This window comes from Winogradskyella litoriviva (genome assembly GCF_013249065.1).
Lineage (GTDB): Bacteria > Bacteroidota > Bacteroidia > Flavobacteriales > Flavobacteriaceae > Winogradskyella > Winogradskyella litoriviva.
Genome location: NZ_JABRWQ010000005.1, coordinates 150,523 through 171,016 on the forward strand (window position 1 = coordinate 150,523; position 20,494 = coordinate 171,016).

Here is a 20,494-nt window from a genome sequence, read left to right on the forward strand (position 1 = left end):
TATGAGGTCAATTCTTTGTTTTATCCTTATTACATTTTCAATATTAGGTTGTAAAAAAAACGAATCTATTAACATGAGTAGTAATGATGTTGCAGAAGTTGAAACCATTGTTATCAAAGACATTGAGGTCTTAAAAGAAGATTTAGTTTTAAATGGAAATAAAGGTAGGTGGTATTATAAAGAAGAACCATTTAATGGATATTCTTTAAAATATTACCCAAGTGGAAAAATAGAAGAGAAATGGGGTTTTTATAATGGCAAAAGAGAGGGTGTTGCAAAACGTTGGACAAGAAACGGAAAGCTTCAGGTAGAATCTTATTATAAAAATAACCGTTTATCTGGTGAATATAAAAGTTGGTGGGAAAATGATACACTAGCAAGTTTAGCTTTTTACAAAGAAGGTTTATTGCAAGGTTTGGAGAAAAAATGGTATTCTAATGGTCAATTGGCTAAATTAAGAAACCTTATTGATGGAAAAGAAGAAGGTTTTCAAAAAGCTTGGTTAGTCAATGGTACATTATACGTTAATTATGAAGCTAAAAATGGAAGAATTTTTGGTATGAGAAGGGCAAATTCATGTTATAGATTAGAGGATGAAGAGATTATTAGAAGGAAGAAAAAATAAAATTATAATAATGCTTTTAGTAGCAATTATTTGGAGCTGTAAAGAGAATACTAAAAAAGAAAAAATAGAAGTTGTTGAGACAAGTAGAGTAGAGTATTTACCGTTTTATAAGGATGATACTTTTACACCACATTGGTTAACACCAGGAACAATAGAGGAAAAGCAATTTCATAAAATCCCAGATTTTAAATTAGTAAATCAATTAGGTGATACAATTTCTCAAAAGACATTTGAAAATAAAATATATATAACGGATTTCTTTTTTACTACATGTCCTGGTATTTGTCCAAAAATGACAAATAACATGGCTAAAATTCAAGAAGAATTTATTGATGATAACGATGTTTTATTATTATCACATTCAGTAATGCCAAATACAGATACAGTTTCTGTTTTAAAAGCCTATGCTGATACTAATAATGTTATTAATAATAAATGGCATCTTGTCACAGGTGATAGAGGCTCGATTTACAATTTAGGAAGAGAACACTATTTTGTAGAAAATGATTTAGGAGAAGAAAAGAGCATAGAAGATTTTCTTCATACAGAAAACTTTTTACTGATAGATAAAAACAAACATATTAGAGGTATTTACAATGGTTTAAATAGAGCGTCAATAGCTCAGCTAATTGTAGATGTAAAAGCTCTAAAAACGGAAACTAATGTGATGAATTAGTTTATAATTGATTGATTGATAATTTGAAAAGCTTTGCGATTATTCGTGAAGCTTTTCTATTTTTAGAGAAAATTATAATTATGAAGAATTTAATATTTGTTTGCTTCTTGTTGATTGGGTTAAGTTCTTGTAAATCTGAAGAACCATTAAAATTAGAAAATATTTCTAGGGTTGAAATTGAAATTTTAATGCAAGATTCTTTATTAAATATTAGAGCATTAGAAGTTGTTGGAAAAGAAAATGTTGGCATGTTTGCAACTTCTAATGGAGATATAGGAATAATGTATCAGATTAATCGCCCAGAATTATATCCAGGGGAAGAAAAAATAATGTCGGCTAGTATAAGTGCTAAACTTGGAGCTGATACCCTAGATGTAAATATTAGAGCAATGTCTAAGACAAATAATGCTCATCATTATATATCAATAGGCAGTCCAACTAGAGCTTTTAAATTATCTAAGTCTGGAAAAAAAATTACTTACCAAGAAAACCATAAAAAAGCCTTCTACGATTCCATGGATTTCTGGAACGATTTAGAAGGTATTGCTATTGGAGATCCAACGGATGATTGTATGAGTATTATTATCACCAGAGATGGAGGAGACACTTGGGAGAAAATATCTTGTAATAATTTACCAAAAGCCAAAGATGGTGAAGCTGCTTTTGCGGCTAGTGATACTAATATTGCAATAGTTGGTGACCATACTTGGGTAGCAACAGGAGGAAAAGCTAGTAGAATATTGTATTCTCCGGATAAAGGAAAAACTTGGGACGTTTATGATACACCAATTGTTCAAGGAAAAGAAACCACAGGAATATATTCTTTAGCCTTTTATGATGAGAACAACGGATTTGCCATTGGTGGAGATTACACCAAACCAAACGATACAATAAATAATAAAATAAGAACAATTGATGGAGGAAAAACTTGGCAAGTTGTAGCTAATGGAAAAGGACCAGGTTACAGAAGTTGTGTACAATATATTCCAAACTCAAAAGGTAAAGAATTAGTAGCTGTTGGTTTTAAAGGCATCGATTACAGTAATGATGCTGGTGACTCATGGAAACATCTAAGCGATGAAGGATTTTATACCATTCGGTTTTTAAATGATTCTGTAGCTTATGCAGCAGGAAAAGGTAGAATTAGTAAATTAACTTTTGGTGAATAAAAAAAGGAAGCTACTCGCTTCCTTTTTTTATTTTTTATTACTTCTATTTTTACTATGACGCTTTTTATATTCTTCAAACATTTTTTGTTTAAAGGAACGTTCTGCTTGATATAGTTTTATTATTTTTTTAGCAGGAAGAATCTCAAGTAAATCTTTAAGAAGTTTAGATTGTAATGCTACTTTTTGCTTTTCAATTTTCTCCATATCTAACAATAGAGATTTTGCTTCACTTTCTGTTAATTCATCGGTGTTTTTGATGTTACGTTTATTAACTGATTGCTCTCTAAGTTTCATTTTTGCATCTTCATTAGCATTGTAAACTGGCCAGAATTTTTGAGCTTCAGACTTGGTTAAATCTAACTGTTCTGTAATATGCGCTATTTTAAGAGCTTTAATTTTTTCTCTGTCTGGTCGTTGGGCAAATACACTTGCGGTAACAAATAAAGTTAAGAGAATGGTTTGTATTGTTTTCATATGTTCTTAATCTAAAATAAAATCTTCAGCATCTACACTTTCTAAATAATCATTTAATGTAGTGTCTGATATATTAACATCTATAAAATCGGATTCAGAAATATCTTCAGCCTTAAATAAGGTCGCTAATTCTTCATTACTATAATCTTCTTGGTACAAATAGTTTTCTATACTTGCCGTATCTATTGCATTTAAGCTTATTGCTTTGTTATTAAATACCAAGCTAAATAATAATACAAAACTGGCTGCTATACCTGCTAAGTAATAAAATTTACTTTTTGACTTAAGTTGAATAACTGGTTTTTCTGTTTTAGTTTGTATTGTTTCTAAAATATTGCTCTCAACAGTGTCAAAATATGCATTTGGTACTTTAAATCCAGGCGTTTCAATACTATCAAGAATAGTATTATTGCTGATACGTTCAAAAATTTGGTTTTCCAACGAATCAAAATAATGTTCTGGTGTTTTAAAACCAGAAGAGGTAATGTTATGTATATTTTCTTTTTTCATTTTACAGTCTCCAAATCCATGGAAATCTATTGTTTAACTATATATAAGACTTCAAATTAAATAAATGGTTTAATCTGAAGTTAAAAAAGCTTCAATTTTTTTAGCGGCAATATGATAGGAAGCTTTTAAAGCACCTTCACTTGTTTCTAAAATTTCAGCCATGTCTTTATATTTTAAATCTTCAAAATAACGCATATTAAAAACTATTTGTTGTTTTTGCGGTAATGTTGCTATAGCCTTTTGTAATTTTAACTGAATATCATCACCTTCAAAATAGATATCTGCTGTTAAGCTATTTATTGCTTTATTTTGGTATTCTTCATTTGTTATCTGTTGGCGTTTAGCATTTTTATTAATTAAAGTAATAGATTCATTTGTAGCAATACGATATATCCACGAAAATAATTTACTATCTCCTTTAAACTTATCGATGCTTCGATACACTTTTATAAACGTATTTTGAAGTACATCATCTGCATCATCATGGTTGAGTACAATCTTTCGAATATGCCAATACAAACGTTCCTTATAGAGTTTTAATAATTCTCTAAAAGCAGCTTCTTTTGTTAAAGGGCTTTTTAACCTTGCAATAAATTCAGATTCGTCAATCAAGTGATTTACTTTGATAGTTAGACTTGTTAAATTACTAAAAGTTTAATTAAAAAAAACACCAAAATCACGTTTTTTAACTTTTGCTGAAAATCAGTAATTTACATCTTATTTTTTCGATTAAATACAAAAAAACACGATAAAAAGCATTTTTTTCTTGTTTGGTATGTTTATTTATTATATGTTTGTCTCAGCTTAACCTATTAACCGTTATCAGTTCCCCAAATCTGATAACAACAGAGAAGGATGTATTTAATTATGCATCCTTTTTTTGTATAATAGTTTCAAATTAATTTGAAGTAATTTTAATTAGAATTCTAAAAATTTAGGCTTTAATCAAAACTTTGCATGTCTACCAATTTTCTGTAAATACCATTTTTAGAAATAAGTTCTGCGTGTGTGCCTTGCTCTGCAATTTCACCTTTTTGCATTACTACAATTTGATCTGCGTTTTGTATGGTAGATAACCTGTGTGCTATGACAATAGATGTTCTATTTTTCATCATGTTTTCTAACGCATCTTGCACCAAACGTTCGCTTTCTGTATCTAAAGCAGAAGTGGCTTCATCTAAAATCATTATGGGCGGATTCTTAAGAACTGCTCTCGCAATACTTATACGTTGTTGTTGTCCGCCAGATAATTTGCCGCCAGAATCACCTATGTTAGTGTCAATACCATTTGGTAAATCTTTTACAAATTCCCAAGCATTTGCAACTTTTAGAGCTTCAATTATTTCTAGGTCAGTAGCATCTTCTTTACCTAATAATAGATTGTTTTTTATGCTATCATTAAATAGAATAGAATCTTGGGTTACTAAACCCATTAAACCTCTTAAAGAATGTTTTGTAATATCTTTAATGTTTTCACCATCTATGCTAATATTGCCATCATTAACATCGTAAAAACGAGTTACAAGATTAGCAATCGTACTTTTTCCACTGCCAGATTGTCCAACTAATGCAACACTCTTTCCTTTAGGAACTTCTAGCGTGAAGTTTTTAAGCACAAGGTCATCTTCATATTTAAATGAAATATTGTTTAGTTTTATTTCTGAAGTGAAGTCTGATTTTATTTTGGCATTTGTTATATCTTGTATACTAGATTCAGTATTTAAGATATCTAATACACGATCGGCTGAAGCATTACCTGCTTTAACTTTATAAGTTGCTTTACTAATAGCTTTGGCAGGTGTTAAAATATTATAAGCTAATGCCATATATGTAATAAACTGGTCAGAAGTTAACGTTTTATCTACTAAAACCATTTGCCCTCCATATAATAGAATAACAGCAATTACCACAATGCCGAGAAATTCAGATGTTGGAGATGCTAAATTCTGCCTATGTGCCAAATCATTAGCAAACTTGTATAATCTTGAGGTAGAATTCTTAAAAGTTGACGTAAATCTTTCTTCAGCATTAAATCCTTTGATAACTTTTAGACCGTTCAGAGTTTCATCTAAAACCGATAAAAAAGCACCATTTTCTTCTTGAACGCGTTGAGAACGCTTTTTTAAACTTTTACCAACTCGAGAAATTATAATACCTGAAATAGGAATAAATATGAAAACAAAAATGGTTAGTTTCAGGCTTATCGTAAACATTACTACAATTGTAAAAATTATAGTTAATGGTTCCCTCACTAACAATTCTAAAATTGCCAATAGCGAATTCTGTATTTCATTAACGTCTGTAGATATTCTTGCAATTATATCCCCTTTTCTTTTTTCAGAAAAATATGATACAGGTAATGCTACAGTTTTTCCATATAATTCATTTCTTATGTCTTTAAGTATGCCATTCCTTAGGTATGCTAAAAAGAAATTTGAAAAATATCCTGAAGCATTTTTAAGTAAAAAAGTGGCAAGAACAACACATATCATTATAATGAGTACACTATATTGACCGTCAGCTTCAATTTTTTGAGTAATAAAAAAGTTTAATGAATCTTCAAGGAATTTACCATATTCTAAAATACCATTGTAGTTCGCTCTTAAGGGTTTATTGGCAATTGGTTCTGCTGTTTTCAATAAAACCTTTAACATTGGCATTAAGGAAACAAAAGATAATGTTCCAAATAGCGCATATAGAACATTGAAAAATATATTTAAAAACGCATACCTTTTATAAGGAACAATAAACCTAGATAACTTCTTTATATAATCCATTCATTACAAATTCATATCCTTGAGGATAGCATCAATTCTATCTTCCAAAAATTGCTCCGTTTTCGCAAAGTCTGACGAATTGTCTAATTCTGTATTAACGCTGATATAGAATTTTATTTTTGGTTCGGTACCACTTGGTCTAAGTGCAATTTTACTACCATCTTCTGTGTAGTAAATTAATACGTTAGATTTAGGCACATCAATAGTGGTTTCTTCGTTCGTTTGAAGATTTTTAGAAATAGATAATTGGTAATCTTCAATTAAAACTACTTTTTCACCATTAATTTCTGTTAAAGGATTTTCTCTCGCATCAATCATCATTTGCTTAATTTCTTGTGCACCTTCAATTCCTTTTTTAGTTAAAGAAATTAAACGTTCTTTAAAGAAACCATGCTCTACATATAAATCAATTAATTCTTGGTACATGGTTTTGCCTTTTTCTTTTGCTTGTGCAGCAATTTCAATAGCCAAAAGTGTAGATGTTACAGCATCTTTATCGCGCACAAAGTCACCAACCATAAAACCAAAACTCTCTTCTCCACCACCAATAAAATCCATAGTTGGGAAGTCTTTTATCATTTTAGCAATCCATTTAAAACCAGTAAGGCCAATTTTACATTCAACATTGTATGCGTTTGCTAAAACAGACATCATCGGTGTGGATACAATTGTAGATCCAACAAATTGATTACCATTTATTTTTCCTGCTTTTTTCCATTGATTTAAAAGAAAATTAGTCATTAAAATCATGGTTTGGTTTCCGTTAAGGATTACCAATTCGTTTTTTAAATTTCTAACAACGACACCCAAACGATCACAGTCTGGATCTGTACCAATAACAATATCGCCATCTACTTTTTCTGCTAATTCTATAGCCATTTTTAAAGCTTCTGGCTCTTCAGGATTTGGTGAAACTACGGTTGGAAAATCTCCATTTGGTACGCGTTGTTCTTCAACAATATTAACGTTGGTATAGCCTGCACGTTTTAAAGTTTCTGGTATTGCGGTAATTGATGTTCCGTGTAAAGAGGTGAAAACGATATTTAAGTTTTCTTTTGCTTGTTTTGAGGTATTGAAACTTCCGTTTTTTACAGAATTATCAATAAATACGTCATCAACGTCTTTACCAATATATTGAATTAACTCTGAATTTGCTTCAAACTTAATTTCAGAGTAATCTATTTTATTTATTTCTCCAATAACACCTGCATCTTGAGGTGGCACTAATTGTCCACCATCTTGCCAGTATACTTTATAGCCATTATATTCTGGTGGATTGTGAGATGCTGTTAATACTATACCACAATGACAATCTAAATGTTTTAGTGCAAAAGATAATTCTGGTGTAGGTCTTAATTCTTCAAATAAAAAGACTTTTATTCCATTAGCAGAAAACACATCTGCAACTAATTTACCAAAAGTGTTACTATTATGTCTACAATCGTAAGCTATTGCTACTTTTAATTCTTCATTAGGAAAAGATGCTTTTAAGTAATTACTTAAGCCTTGTGTATTTTTACCTAAGGTATATTTGTTAATACGGTTAGTGCCTAAACCCATAACACCTCGCATTCCACCAGTTCCAAATTCTAGATTTTTATAAAAACTTTCTTCTAATTCTTTCGGATTAGAGGCAATCATATCTTTTATTTGCTTTTGAGATTCTTTATCAAAAGTTGGCGTTAACCAAGCATTTACGCGTTCTAAAATTTCTGGTTTAATGTGAATCATGGATATGTGGATTTATTAGCTATAAAATTTGTTTAACAAAAATAAACATTTCGCAATTTTAAAGCGATAAAGAATACTATAAATTGTACACCTTAGTTTAAGTTAAGATTTTCTTTTATAAAATAACGTTGTTGCTGTCTGTTAGAACGCAATACTAGTTCGCCTAAAAAGCCTGCAATAAATAATTGAGACCCAATAATCATGGTAGATAAGGCAATGTAAAATTGCGGACGATCTGTAATTAGTCTTCCTGTTGGGTTAAGAAATAACTTATCTATTCCTAAATAGAATGAAAAACCAAAACCAATTATAAACATAATAACGCCTAGTGCGCCAAAGAGGTGCATAGGTCGTTTACCAAAGCGAGATACAAACCAAATAGTAATAAGGTCTAAAAAGCCATTTATAAAACGGTTCATTCCAAATTTGGTATGACCATATTTACGTGCTTGGTGTTGTACAACTTTTTCACCAATATTAGTAAAGCCAGCATTTTTTGCTAATACAGGTATGTAGCGATGCATCTCGCCATAAACGTCAATATGTTTTACAACCGTATTGCTGTATGCTTTTAAACCGCAATTAAAATCATTTAGTGTAACACCAGATGTACGTCTTGCAGCCCAATTAAATAATTTTGAAGGTAAGTTTTTAGAAAAATAAGAATCGTAGCGTTTCTTTTTCCAGCCAGAGACAAGATCAAAACCATCGGTCTTTATCATCTTAAAGAGTTCTGGAATTTCTTCCGGATTATCTTGTAAATCGGCATCCATAGTAATTACAACATCACCTTCTGCTTTAGCAAAACCTGCATGTAAAGCTTGAGATTTTCCGAAGTTTTTTAGAAACCGAATCCCTTTTACACATGGATTTATTTCACCTAATTCAGAAATAATTTGCCATGATTTATCAGTGCTACCATCATCTATAAATAAGATTTCGTAAGAATACTGATTGGATTGCATCACAGATACAATCCAATTATGTAATTCTTTTAAAGATTCTTCTTCGTTAAGTAGTGGTATTACTACTGATATATCCATTTAATTTTGGTCTAATTTCTAAACGTCAAAAATAGAGAAAATAATTAAGCTAAATCAGGATCGTTACGTTTTACTACCAGAGCAACAATTAAACCTACAACACTAAATCCTACTAGTTGATAAGCAATAGATTTTAATAGGTTGCTAATTGAGAAAAAGCTTCCTTGTGCTTCAATTTGTTTAATTGTTTCATCCATAACTTCTTGAGGAGCACCAAACTTTTTCATCATTGACATTTGATTATCAATAATTTTTTCTTGTAGAATCATTGCTGCATCAGTATCTACAAAATTAAAAATAATTAAACCTATTATTGCTGGTATGACAATTCCAATAGCTATAGTAATAAAAAAAGCAGTAAACGCATCTTTAAAACTAATAAATCCACCTAATAGTTGTCTAGCCTTCATAGCTGAAATAATTCCTATAACGATTACCAGAATCATTTGCCCAATACCAAACCACCATTGGGTAAATAAGTCTAGATAAACAGCGTATCCAATAATGGTAAAAGAGGATAGAATTAAAGCTAAATAAATTCCATAAGTTGATGCCGAAGATTTAAATGATTTTTCCATGATTATGTTAGTTTTGACAGTTAGTAACCAAAGTTAAGTAAATGTTACATACTTTAGTGAAATAAATTTAGTAAAAATATTGTACAGTTATAAAAATTGCTTAAATTTGCACCTCGAAAAAATCGAATTTATTTAAAGCATTTAGTGATGAAAGCAGGAATACATCCAGAAAATTATAGAATAGTAGCATTTAAAGACATGTCTAACGAAGACGTATTTTTAACTAAGTCTACGGCAGATACAAATGAAACTATTGAAGTTGACGGTGTTGAATATCCATTAGTTAAATTGGAAATTTCTAGAACATCTCATCCTTATTACACTGGTAAATCTAAATTGGTAGATACAGCTGGTCGTATTGACAAGTTCAAAAACAAATACGCTAAGTTTAAAAAATAAACTAAGCATACCGATAAACGAAAAAAGCCTTTCTATAAACAGAAAGGCTTTTTTGTTTTCTACAATTAAATTACTTTTACGTATTAAATAGGCAGGTTAAGAAATGCGCTATTTCTAGGCTAATGCTATTAACTTCACTTTATTATGAATTACATTCTATTTGATGGTCCATACAGAAATAATTTATTACCATTTACCTTTACAAGACCAGTAGCAGACATAAGGGTTGGTATTCTAACAATTCGTCAAAAATGGGAATCATTCTTAGAATATACAACGACAACAATAACGGAAGATTATTTGTCAGATAAATTTCCAATGGTTGAAATGGAAGAGAACATAATGATTAATGCATCATTTCTTCCAAATTTTGAAGTCATTGAAATTGTTAAAAACCTAAAACATAATCAAGCCTTATTTAAAGATGAAGATGTTATAGCATTTTTTGCCAAAGAAGGTGAAGAGTATGATGATTTTTCGTCTTTTGAAGCCATTGAGTTGCAAGGAAGTATTATTAAGATTGAAAATACTTGGGATATTTTCTCTAAAAATGGAGAAGCTATTTCTGAAGATTTTAAACTCATAACAAAAGATAGACAATCAGAGCCAATACCAGATTCTGTTCAGATTATTAACAGAGAAAATATTTTTATTGAAAAAGGAGCAACATTGAACTTTGCTACATTAAATGCAAGTTCTGGTCCAATTTATATAGGAAGAGATGCTGAAGTTATGGAAGGTTCAATGGTTAGAGGTCCGTTAGCCCTTTGTAATAATGCTGCTTTAAAAATGGGTACTAAAGTTTATGGCCCTACAACCGTTGGTCCTTTTAGTAAAATAGGAGGAGAGGTTAATAATTCTGTAATTTTTGGTTATTCTAATAAAGGTCATGATGGGTTTTTAGGAAATTCAGTACTTGGTGAATGGTGTAATCTAGGAGCAGATACTAATAATAGTAACCTAAAAAATAATTATGCCGAAGTTAGGCTTTGGGATTATAATACAGAAGGTTTTGCTAAAACAGGCCTACAATTCTGTGGTTTAATGATGGGAGATCATAGTAAATGTGGAATTAACACCATGTTTAATACTGGCACAGTAGTTGGAGTAAGTTCTAATATTTTTGGAAGTGGTTTTCCTCGCAATTTTGTTCCTAGTTTTTCTTGGGGAGGACATAGTGGTTTTGTAACCTATAAAACAGACAAGGTATTTGAAGTAGCAAAAGTTGTTATGTCTAGAAGAGGTATTGAGTTTACCGATAAAGACAAAGCTATTTTAGAGCACGTTTACGAAGAAACAAAACAATATAGAAGAAATTAATATGTATTTAAGACCCAAATTAACCCTACTTTTTTTATTTCTTTGTTCATTTAGTTTTGCTCAAGAGGTTGAAATTAAAAAGCTTAAAATTAATAACAAACTGGATCATTTTGCGGTTAGAGTTGTAAATGATAAAGTGTTTTTTAGCTCTAATTTAACTAGAAAAAACGGTCGTGCAATATTAGATGATTATGCTCAAAATCTTTACGGTATATATGAAGCTACCGTTGGAGAAGATGGTGAATTAGAGAACCTTGAACTTATAAAGAAGAAAAAAGTTGGCATGGCTAATATGACGGCAGCAACCTTTTCTAAAGATGGAAAATTTATGTATTATACATCTAATCATACATCTGCTGGAGAAAATAAGTTACAAGATAAAAATACCTTTAACCTATTAATTCAGAGAGCAGAATATGTTGAAGGAAAAGGGTGGGTAAATATCACAACGTTACCTTTCTGTGATCCAAATTTTAATTATTTACATCCAGCATTAAGTCCAGATGGCAATACATTATACTTTGTTTCTACAATAGACGGAACAAAAGGCAAGTCTGATTTATATAAAGTATCTGTTAGTAATCATGAAACCTATGGCGAAATTACAAGGTTAAGTGATGAAATTAACTCATCTCGTAAAGAATTATTTCCCTTTGTTAGTGATGAAAATAAATTATATTATTCTTCGGATAGACGAGGAGGTCTTGGAGGTTTAGATATTTACTGTTATGATTTAAATACTACAGATTCAGGAAAGCCAGCTTTATTGTTGCAAGAACCTATTAACAGTAAAGGAGATGATTTTTCATTTTTTTTAAATGATGATTTAACAACAGGTTATATTTCCTCAAGACGCATTAAAGGTGATGGAGGTGATGATTTATATTACTTTAAAAATTTTGATTTTGAAGAAGGAAAATAGTAATATAATTATTGTTTTTTAACAGATTTTAATTCTAATAAATTAGTAGCATTAATACCTAAGCCAGTTACATTCTTTCTTGTAAATCTTACAACTTCATCATAAAATAGTGGTACAATTGGAGCAGAATCCATAATTAAAGAATCCATTTTAGTATAAAGTTTAGCTCTTATTTTACTGTTTGTTTCTATATAAGCGGCTTCATACATATTGTCGAATTCTACATTTTTAAAATGTGTATAATTAGGTCCATTGGGTGCAAAATTTTTACTGTAGTATAGCGAAAGGTAGTTTTCTGCATCTGGATAATCAGCTATCCAACTGGCTCTGAAAAAATCGAGTTGACCACTTGCTTTTGCATCTTTTAAACTTGAAGGCGGAATTACATCTACATTAACTATTAAACCCGTTTTTTGAAGCTCTCGTTGTATAAACTCGCAAAAACTTAAATAATTACTTGTTGTTGTTAGTGTAATTTCTGGGTTTTCAATTCCTGTTTCTTCCTTAAATTCGGCAACCAATTGTTTTGCTAATTCTGGTTGATAGCTAAACCCAATAGCAGCATCATAGCCAGGTAATCCTTTTGGTATAAAGCCTCCATTTGCAGGTATTCCGATACCGTTTCTTAGGTAAGTCATCATTTTATTTCTGTCAAATCCCACATTAATGGCTTTACGAAGTTTTAGTGATTTAATGGTTTCTAAGTTAGTTTCCATAAAAAAGCCTAAATATTCTGTGTTAAGATAAGGGCCTCTAATCATGTTTACATTTTCAGCATAATTATTTCTTAATTGTCCTTCGGCTGTTAAAATTTCATCTTTATAAGAACCATCTAAACCTGAAACAAAATCGATATTACCTTGCGCAAATTGCAGAAATTCACTTTGTTTATCTGGTAAAAAAGTAATTGCTATGGCTTCTAGATAAGGTAATTGCTGTCCTTGCGTATCAGTTTCAAAATAATGGTTATTTCGTCTAAAAACTAATTTTAAATTTTCTTCCCATCGTTTAAATTTAAATGGACCAGTGCCTATTGGGTGAGACCTAAAATCATTGCCGTAATGTTCTACAATTTCCTTTGGTACAACAGAGCAATATTTCATGGTTAATAAGCCTAAAAATGCTGGAAATGGTTGTTTTAATTTAATTTGAAATGTAGAGTCATTAATGGCAGAAAAATCCTCGACCTTATTTAAAACCCAACTTCCTGGAGATGCAATTTTTTTATCTTTTAATCGGTTAAAACTATATTCAAAATCTGATGCTGTTGTATTTCTTGTTGAATCTTTTCCAAAGTTTTTGTGTTTATGAAAAAACACATCATCACGCAGCAAAAACGTATAAGTTTTAGCACTATCCGTAATTGTCCATTTTTTTGCAATACAAGGTTTTACTTGGAGTTGGTCATCCATTTGCACCAATCCATTAAATAATTGGTGAGTTGCCCAAATATCAGCTATATCCTTAGAGAATGCAGGATCTAAAGAGCCAATGTTTTTATGTTCGTTGTATTTAAAGACTAGATGGTCGTTCTTTATTTTAGATTTACTATTACAAGACATAGCAAGCAGAGCCATTGCTAAGCAAAATACTTTGAGCTTTGGTGAATAGAAAAAGTTATAAGTTAGATTCATAATTATCCTTCAGGTAGTGATTTCCATTTTTTAATAGATTTAGTAAAAAAGAATAAAAATACTAAAGCTGCAATGAAATACACAAAACTCCAATTGAAACCTAACCAATCAAATAAAGTATCACAATGATAACCAGATTCGTAATAATCTGCACGATCTCTGCAAGCATCTTCTTGGTACGTAGTAATTAATCCAGTAATCAATAAAAGATATAATGGGAAACCTACAACAGATATATTAACACAAACGCCAGCAATTGTTTTATGTAACTTTTCGGAATATACTATTGATATTAGCATAATTATTGCTCCTAAAATCAATAAAAAATACATTATAAAGTACCCAATAGAATCTCCATTAGGTATAATTACAAAGGATAAAAACGTTCCTAATAATGCTACTATTAATGCTAAAACACCTGTGGTAATTATGGAGAATAGCAAGGGTTTTAGTCCAGTTGTTCTAAACATAAAAATAATACTTGCGCTGAAGAATGCAAACCACATAAAGAAATGAATACTGTCTAAAAATGGTGTTGATTCTTTTATGTCTTCAATATTTTCAAATACATTTTCTAAAGCAGTATTGTTATAATAATAGTCTGTTATTCTTTCAAAGTAAAATTGCGCAAATTTTGTTCGTTCTTCTGAGATTGTTGTGTTTTCAAAAACAAAGTTATCTATAGGTTCCGTTCTTATAAAATGTTTAACTTCAAAATTTTCAGGATGATAAACTAAATCAGTCCATTTTTTTGCAGATATATTATGCGGAATTTTATAGTTTTTAGAGAATTTTAAAAAGTCTTCAAAAAGTGTGTTAAACTCTGTCTTGTCTTTTCGCTCTAAAAATTCGATATTTCTTTTATTTCTATAAAAATTTCTAATAGAAAATTGTTCATTGTTGTAATAGTTATTGTCAAATTCATTATAAACAAATGAATTAGTCATGTGATTTTGAAAATGACTATCGTTTAAAGTGTCGTTTTTAGAAATGAAGAATGTTGAAGATGCATTATAATAACTCGGTTTTGTTGTGTTTAAATAAGGCTTAATATCTACTACTGAATCTTTTAGATAGAGCACAGTATTATCACCTTTTACTTTGGTAAAAACAGGTGTTAATAAAGTGCTGTCTTCACTAAATTCGTAAGACACATATTTGTGTCTGTCTATCGTTGGGATTTCTTTAGTCTTTAGCGAATAGAATTGGTAAGAAACACCTAAGAATTTTTCATAAGGTAAGTTTCTGTCAATAAAATCTTCTGTAGTTTCGCAATATAAATCAAAATATAGCTGTGGGTAATTACGTTTATCAATGGTGTAATCACTAACACTTTCAGAAAAGAACATGGCTACGTCATTTGCTATCTCAATTTCTTTATTAACTTGATTGTCAGGATAAGTTGCAGAGATGTAGGTTTTAATCCCATAGTTATAAGAAAGAAAAAAGGTGCTACAACTGTAAATAATAAGGATATAGCTTATAAATTGCCCAAATAATTTTGAACTTGATGTTGGATAAAAATTTTTAAATCCATTGTTTTTAAACATATAAATTAACCAGCCTACCAACAATAAAATAGACACCATTGTGGTAAAATACACAGCGCCATTTTTAAAAAAGATGTCTTTGGTATTGTACTCATGCAATAATTCTGGGTTGGTTAAAGACAGAAATCCAACTGCAAAAAAGAGTAAGTGAAGGAGTAAAGCACATAGAAGCATCCAAACTAAACGCGTATTCCATATGGTTGGATAACGTTCTATTAAATATTGATTAGTTTTATATATAATTTTTTTCATAGGAAATTTTAATAATTAGGATACAAAAAAGCGTCTAGTGGAAGCGGTAATATTTCTAGTATAGGTAACTTCTATTTTGTGTTTTCCTAATGTTTCTAACACTGATGAAAAGTTGGTGTTATTATCAAAATACGCGACAAAGATTCCACCATTGAAAATTAATTTGCTTAAGTGTAAATCTTCAAAAATAGAAAGTAATTTTTCGCGTTCTTCGTTGCAATCAATTTCAACAATTAATTGGTTTTCTTCAACTTTGTTTTCAGTTTTATTGTCTTTGTATTTTCCATCTTTAAGGTAAATAACTTTATCCGAAATTTTTTCTACCTCATAAAGTTGCTGAGAACTTAGAATTAATGCAATTGGATTATTAATAGAGTTGCACATAGACTTTAAGTCTTCTAAAATAACTTGTTGTGCCAAAACATCTAAATTTGCCAATGGCTCATCTAGCAACAATAATTCAGGCTGTCTTAGTAATGTTCTTGCAAGTTCAAATCGCATTTTGTAACCAGATGATAATTCATTCCATTTTAAATGTTTATAGTTCCATAGACCAAAACGAGCAATCATCATTAAAACTCTAGTTTCGTTCTCTTCTGGTGAAATTCCGTAGCTCGATAGCACAAACTTTAAATTATCCTTTAAGCTACCATACCATTTTTGCGTACGTTGCGGAATGTATACTAGATTAGTGCGTAAGTCGTAATTTGAATTATAGTTGTTATCAAATTTAAATTCTAAATCACCTTCATTATATTTTAATTCTTTAGCTAATATTCTAAGTAAAGTTGTTTTTCCGTTACCATTTTCGCCAACCAAACCATAAACCTGACTCTTGTTAATTTTCACTGAAATTGGTCCTAATTTAAAGCGATTATAGCCATAGCTTTTAGTTAAATCTGTCCCAATAACTACAGGATTATTTGTGTTATACTCAGTAATAGGAATTTTTGAAACTTGATCTATAATACTGAGCGATTTTTCAATAAACTCCTTTTCTTTTTTTGGATGTTTTTCTTTCCAATCGGTTAAATCAATTATCTGTCTATAAAGTCTTAAGTCCTGCGTGTCCATAACACAATCCATTAACTTACGATAGCCAAGTACGGTATCTTTATTTTTATAAAAAGAAACGACTTCCTTTATTCTAGCTTCAGCTTTAGACATATAATACAGTTTATTAATTTTATCGTTAGAGAACCTTAATAGATTGCAAGACCACTAACAATTACGTAAATTTGCGCACTCTAATATTGTATTGAGTAAATATAATTTATTAAAAATCCTGAACCAAGTTTGAAATAATAAAACATGGAACAAAAAAAAGTCGCTTTTTATACATTAGGTTGTAAACTAAATTTTTCTGAAACGTCTACTATTGCTAGAGGATTTACAGACGAAGGTTTTGATCGTGTAGACTTTAAGGAAAAGGCAGATATATATGTTATTAATACCTGTTCTGTAACTGAAAATGCAGATAAACGTTTTAAGACCATAGTTAAACAAGCGCAAAAAAATAATCCTGATGCTTTTGTAGCAGCCATAGGTTGCTATGCACAGTTAAAGCCAGAACAATTAGCTGATGTAAATGGTGTAGATTTGGTTTTAGGTGCTACAGAGAAATTTAAGATAACAGACTATCTTAATGATTTATCTAAAAACGATTTTGGCGAAGTTCATTCTTGTGAAATAGAAGAAGCCGATTTTTATGTTGGTAGTTATTCAATTGGAGATAGAACTAGAGCGTTCTTAAAAGTACAAGATGGCTGCGATTATAAATGCACGTATTGCACCATTCCTTTAGCTAGAGGGATTTCTCGAAGTGATACCATGACTAATGTCTTAAAGAATGCAGCCGAAATTTCAGAACAAGGGATAAAAGAAATTGTGCTTACTGGTGTAAATATTGGTGATTACGGAAAAGGAGAATTTGGAAATAAAAAACACGAACATACATTTTTAGATTTAGTAACTGAACTCGATAAGGTAAAAGGTATAGAACGTCTTAGAATTTCATCTATAGAGCCAAATTTACTAAAAAATGAAACGATTGACTTAGTGTCTAAATCAAGAGCATTTGTTCCTCATTTTCATATACCATTACAGAGTGGCAGCAACGACATCTTAAAAAAGATGAAACGTCGTTATTTAAAGGAATTATATGTAGATAGAGTTTCTAAAATAAAAGAAGTAATGCCACACGCTTGTATTGGTGTAGATGTTATAGTTGGGTTTCCTGGTGAAACAGACGAGTTGTTTTTAGAGACTTACAATTTTTTAAGTGAATTAGATATTTCTTATTTACATGTGTTTACCTATTCTGAGCGCGACAATACTGAAGCTGCAGACATGGAAGGCGCTGTTTATAAAAATGTAAGAGCAAAACGAAGTAAAATGCTTAGAGGATTATCTGTTAAAAAACGTAGAGTTTTTTATGAAAAACAACTTAAAACAAATAGGACTGTTTTGTTTGAAGGTGAAAATAAAGAAGGCTACATACATGGATTTACAGAGAATTATGTAAAAGTAAAAACACCGTGGAATCCTGAATTAGTGAATACGCTTCACCGCGTAAATCTTACAGAAATTGATGAAGATGGTTTGGTAAGATTTAACTTTTTAGAAAAGGCATTAGTTTAACTTAAAAACAAAAAAATCCGAAAACTTAAAAATTTTTCGGATTAATTCATTCTTTTTCAAATTATATACGAATACCAACAGGTAGCATACGCTTATATTTTCTATTACGTCTTACAAATTTTGCAATTTCAGGGCTTGTAGGTACAACACTAATATTACGCTCTTTTATATTACTAAAAACTAAGTCAATAAATTCTAATTCAAATTCATCGGTTCTTATTGCATCAGGAATAATCATTTTTGTTAAGAATATCTTTCGTTCTTGCAAAGAATATTCAATTATTGCCATGTTATTTTCAACGTTTAATTCAAATTGTCGTAGAAAATCATTGTCAATCAAGTCTGAAGTTTCTGTCATAATTACTTAATTTAAAATTAACGGTTGGCGAGTAGATACTATAAAATATATAGTTTTGCAGTGCAAAGGTACAAAAAATCAATGAATGTTTTAGTTTTCTGATGTTAAAACCTTAAATTGTAATTCTTTAAGAGGTCCCATTTAAATTGTTATATAACCTATGAGTACAGTGTTAAATCACGTCTATTTAATGCCAGGAATGGCAGCCAATCCATCTATTTTTGAACATATAGATTTACCCAAAGACACGTATAAAATTCACTGGCTAGAGTGGCAAATTCCCAGTAAAAATGAGACTTTACAGGCATATGCGCAGCGTATGTGTAAATTTATTGAGCATAAAAATGTGGTTTTACTTGGTGTTTCTTTTGGTGGTATTTTGGTACAAGAAATGAGTAAGTTTGTAAAAGTAAAAAAACTTATTGTGGTCTCTAGTGTAAAGTCTCACCATGAGCTGCCAAAGCGATTAAAATTACTCAAAGTCACTAAAGCATATAATATATTGCCTACGCAATTAGTTAGTAATATAGATTTATTAGCAAAATATGCTTTAGGAGAAACTATTAAAAAACGTGTAGATTTATATAAAAAATACCTTTCAGTTAATGATAAGACCTATTTAGATTGGGCAATTAAGCAAGTAGTTTGTTGGGAACAAGAAAAGGCGCATCCTGAGGCCATCTATATTCATGGCGATAATGATGCTATTTTTCCGCATTCTTGTGTAGGAAATTGTATAGTTGTAAAAGGAGGAACTCATATTATGATTATTAATAAATATAAGTGGTTTAACGAAAATTTACCAAAACTTATCGAATCGTGATTTTAAATTTGCCCATAGATTGATTACATTTATAAATTAGAAAAAAAAGAAAAGAATATGGAAATTATAAAAAATAGTTTAGCATTAGTAGGAGTTGTCTGTATTTCGGGCATGTTTATCTTCGCTATGCAAAAGTCACCAAATGACAAAGCACCATCGGATTATCAAATAGGAAAAGAAGATCCCATTGTAAATAATTACAATGTATATGCTTTAGAGATGCCAGATAATTTAAATTTTGCAGGAGAACCAGTTCCTATTGAAAATCCAGATATTTACGAGCGTATGGACCGAGAATTATTGGTAAATACGTATTGGCAATCTAATGGACTTTTAATGTTTAAAAGAGCACAAAAGTATTTTCCTATAATAGAACCAATTTTAGAAAGAAATGGAGTGCCAGATGATTTTAAATATTTAGCAGTTATAGAAAGTGGGTTGGTACAAACCGCAAAATCACCAGCAGGAGCAAGCGGTGTTTGGCAAATTATGAAAGCTACTGGTCGCGAAAATGGTTTAGAAGTAAATGCTAATGTAGATGAACGCTACAATATAGAAAAAGCAACAGAGGTAGCTTGCGATTATTTAAAGAAAGCTAAAGAGAGTTTAGGGTCTTGGACAAAAGCAGCAGCCGCTTATAATGCTGGTAATTATGGTGTGGCAAGACGATTAAAAGAGCAAGGCGTAAATGGTTATTACGATTTGCTTTTAGGAGAAGAAACAGGTCGTTATGTATTTAGAATTGTAGCTTTAAAAGAGATACTTTCTAACCCAAGTAAATACGGATTTAACTTTAATAAATCTCACTTATATAAAGAAGTGCCAACCTATAAAGTTGAAGTGGATACAGCTGTAACCGATTTTGCTCAATTTGCAAAAAGATTTGGAATAAACTATAAGATTTTAAAATTGCATAATCCTTGGTTGAGAGAACCGCATCTAAATAATAAATCTCGTAAATCTTATTTAATAGAAATCCCTAAAGAAGGATTTTATAATACACAACCATAGAA

Annotated in this window: 20 protein-coding genes; 9 read left to right on the forward strand and 11 right to left on the reverse strand. The window is 30.4% G+C overall.

Translation table 11 applies throughout. The features are described 5' to 3' along the window. The first annotated feature begins 1 nt into the window (after position 1). The 3 genes from HNV10_RS12105 (at position 2) to HNV10_RS12115 (ending at position 2,470) form a co-directional block, all read left to right on the forward strand. The gene (locus tag HNV10_RS12105) at positions 2-625 is read left to right on the forward strand and encodes a toxin-antitoxin system YwqK family antitoxin (RefSeq protein ID WP_173301647.1); all 624 of its coding nucleotides are present in this window, start codon (positions 2-4) and stop codon (positions 623-625) included. Beyond that, complete coding sequence (locus tag HNV10_RS12110) at positions 594-1,301, forward strand: SCO family protein (RefSeq protein WP_173301648.1); 708 nt, start codon at positions 594-596, stop codon at positions 1,299-1,301. The genes HNV10_RS12105 and HNV10_RS12110 overlap by 32 nt, the downstream gene beginning before the upstream one ends. Before the next feature lie 80 nt (positions 1,302-1,381). Then, the gene (locus HNV10_RS12115; protein ID WP_173301649.1) at positions 1,382-2,470 is read left to right on the forward strand and encodes a WD40/YVTN/BNR-like repeat-containing protein; all 1,089 of its coding nucleotides are present in this window, start codon (positions 1,382-1,384) and stop codon (positions 2,468-2,470) included. 27 nt (positions 2,471-2,497) lie between these two features. Here the strand turns inward: HNV10_RS12115 and HNV10_RS12120 are convergent, their stop codons facing one another. The 7 genes from HNV10_RS12120 to HNV10_RS12150 all read right to left on the reverse strand — a co-directional run bounded on the left by HNV10_RS12120 (position 2,498) and on the right by HNV10_RS12150 (position 9,583). Further along, positions 2,498-2,944: a hypothetical protein gene (locus tag HNV10_RS12120; RefSeq protein ID WP_173301650.1), complete on the reverse strand. Its 447-nt coding sequence runs from the start codon at positions 2,942-2,944 to the stop codon at positions 2,498-2,500. Positions 2,945-2,950: 6 nt separating this feature from the next. Further along, positions 2,951-3,454 (reverse strand): hypothetical protein, encoded by a 504-nt coding sequence (locus HNV10_RS12125; protein WP_173301651.1) that lies wholly within the window; start codon positions 3,452-3,454, stop codon positions 2,951-2,953. Between the two features lie 69 nt (positions 3,455-3,523). Continuing rightward, positions 3,524-4,066 carry an RNA polymerase sigma factor gene (locus HNV10_RS12130; protein WP_173301652.1) on the reverse strand — a complete coding sequence of 181 codons (543 nt, stop codon included), beginning with the start codon at positions 4,064-4,066 and terminating at the stop codon, positions 3,524-3,526. Between the two features lie 329 nt (positions 4,067-4,395). After that, positions 4,396-6,231 (reverse strand): ABC transporter ATP-binding protein, encoded by a 1,836-nt coding sequence (locus HNV10_RS12135; RefSeq protein ID WP_173301653.1) that lies wholly within the window; start codon positions 6,229-6,231, stop codon positions 4,396-4,398. 3 nt (positions 6,232-6,234) lie between these two features. Further along, positions 6,235-7,962, reverse strand: coding sequence for a phospho-sugar mutase (locus HNV10_RS12140; protein ID WP_173301654.1), 1,728 nt, complete (start codon positions 7,960-7,962; stop codon positions 6,235-6,237). A 92-nt stretch (positions 7,963-8,054) separates the two neighbouring features. Further along, on the reverse strand, positions 8,055-9,005 hold the full coding sequence (locus tag HNV10_RS12145; RefSeq protein ID WP_173301655.1) for a glycosyltransferase family 2 protein: 951 nt from the start codon (positions 9,003-9,005) through the stop codon (positions 8,055-8,057). Between the two features lie 44 nt (positions 9,006-9,049). After that, positions 9,050-9,583 carry a DUF4199 domain-containing protein gene (locus tag HNV10_RS12150; RefSeq protein WP_173301656.1) on the reverse strand — a complete coding sequence of 178 codons (534 nt, stop codon included), beginning with the start codon at positions 9,581-9,583 and terminating at the stop codon, positions 9,050-9,052. Between the two features lie 147 nt (positions 9,584-9,730). On the opposite strand from HNV10_RS12150, the gene HNV10_RS12155 reads away from it, so the two are divergent. The 3 genes from HNV10_RS12155 to HNV10_RS12165 all read left to right on the forward strand — a co-directional run bounded on the left by HNV10_RS12155 (position 9,731) and on the right by HNV10_RS12165 (position 12,224). Then, positions 9,731-9,982, forward strand: a complete 252-nt coding sequence (locus HNV10_RS12155; RefSeq protein WP_110475708.1) for a type B 50S ribosomal protein L31 — start codon at positions 9,731-9,733, stop codon at positions 9,980-9,982. A gap of 144 nt (positions 9,983-10,126) precedes the next feature. Continuing rightward, positions 10,127-11,302, forward strand: coding sequence for a GlmU family protein (locus tag HNV10_RS12160; protein ID WP_173301657.1), 1,176 nt, complete (start codon positions 10,127-10,129; stop codon positions 11,300-11,302). A 1-nt stretch (position 11,303) separates the two neighbouring features. Then, positions 11,304-12,224 (forward strand): TolB family protein, encoded by a 921-nt coding sequence (locus HNV10_RS12165; RefSeq protein WP_173301658.1) that lies wholly within the window; start codon positions 11,304-11,306, stop codon positions 12,222-12,224. Between the two features lie 8 nt (positions 12,225-12,232). Here HNV10_RS12165 and HNV10_RS12170 read toward each other — a convergent pair whose 3' ends face one another. The 3 genes from HNV10_RS12170 to HNV10_RS12180 are packed head-to-tail and all read right to left on the reverse strand — an operon-like array spanning position 12,233 to position 16,827. Then, a complete protein-coding gene (locus tag HNV10_RS12170) occupies positions 12,233-13,801 on the reverse strand; it encodes an ABC transporter substrate-binding protein (RefSeq protein WP_241695505.1) in 1,569 nt (522 codons plus the stop codon). 59 nt (positions 13,802-13,860) lie between these two features. After that, positions 13,861-15,660 carry a hypothetical protein gene (locus HNV10_RS12175; RefSeq protein WP_173301660.1) on the reverse strand — a complete coding sequence of 600 codons (1,800 nt, stop codon included), beginning with the start codon at positions 15,658-15,660 and terminating at the stop codon, positions 13,861-13,863. A 15-nt stretch (positions 15,661-15,675) separates the two neighbouring features. After that, on the reverse strand, positions 15,676-16,827 hold the full coding sequence (locus HNV10_RS12180; protein WP_173301661.1) for an ATP-binding cassette domain-containing protein: 1,152 nt from the start codon (positions 16,825-16,827) through the stop codon (positions 15,676-15,678). Between the two features lie 144 nt (positions 16,828-16,971). On the opposite strand from HNV10_RS12180, the gene mtaB reads away from it, so the two are divergent. Further along, complete coding sequence (mtaB, locus tag HNV10_RS12185) at positions 16,972-18,300, forward strand: tRNA (N(6)-L-threonylcarbamoyladenosine(37)-C(2))-methylthiotransferase MtaB (RefSeq protein ID WP_173301662.1); 1,329 nt, start codon at positions 16,972-16,974, stop codon at positions 18,298-18,300. Positions 18,301-18,361: 61 nt separating this feature from the next. On the opposite strand, the gene HNV10_RS12190 is transcribed toward mtaB, so the two are convergent. Beyond that, entirely contained in the window at positions 18,362-18,658 is a 297-nt protein-coding gene (locus HNV10_RS12190; RefSeq protein ID WP_173301663.1) for an N-acetyltransferase, read from the reverse strand. Positions 18,659-18,818: 160 nt separating this feature from the next. Between HNV10_RS12190 and HNV10_RS12195 the strand changes: the two genes are divergently transcribed. Further along, a complete protein-coding gene (locus HNV10_RS12195) occupies positions 18,819-19,481 on the forward strand; it encodes an alpha/beta hydrolase (protein WP_173301664.1) in 663 nt (220 codons plus the stop codon). A 57-nt stretch (positions 19,482-19,538) separates the two neighbouring features. Next, on the forward strand, positions 19,539-20,492 hold the full coding sequence (locus HNV10_RS12200; RefSeq protein WP_173301665.1) for a lytic transglycosylase domain-containing protein: 954 nt from the start codon (positions 19,539-19,541) through the stop codon (positions 20,490-20,492). Positions 20,493-20,494: the final 2 nt, after the last annotated feature.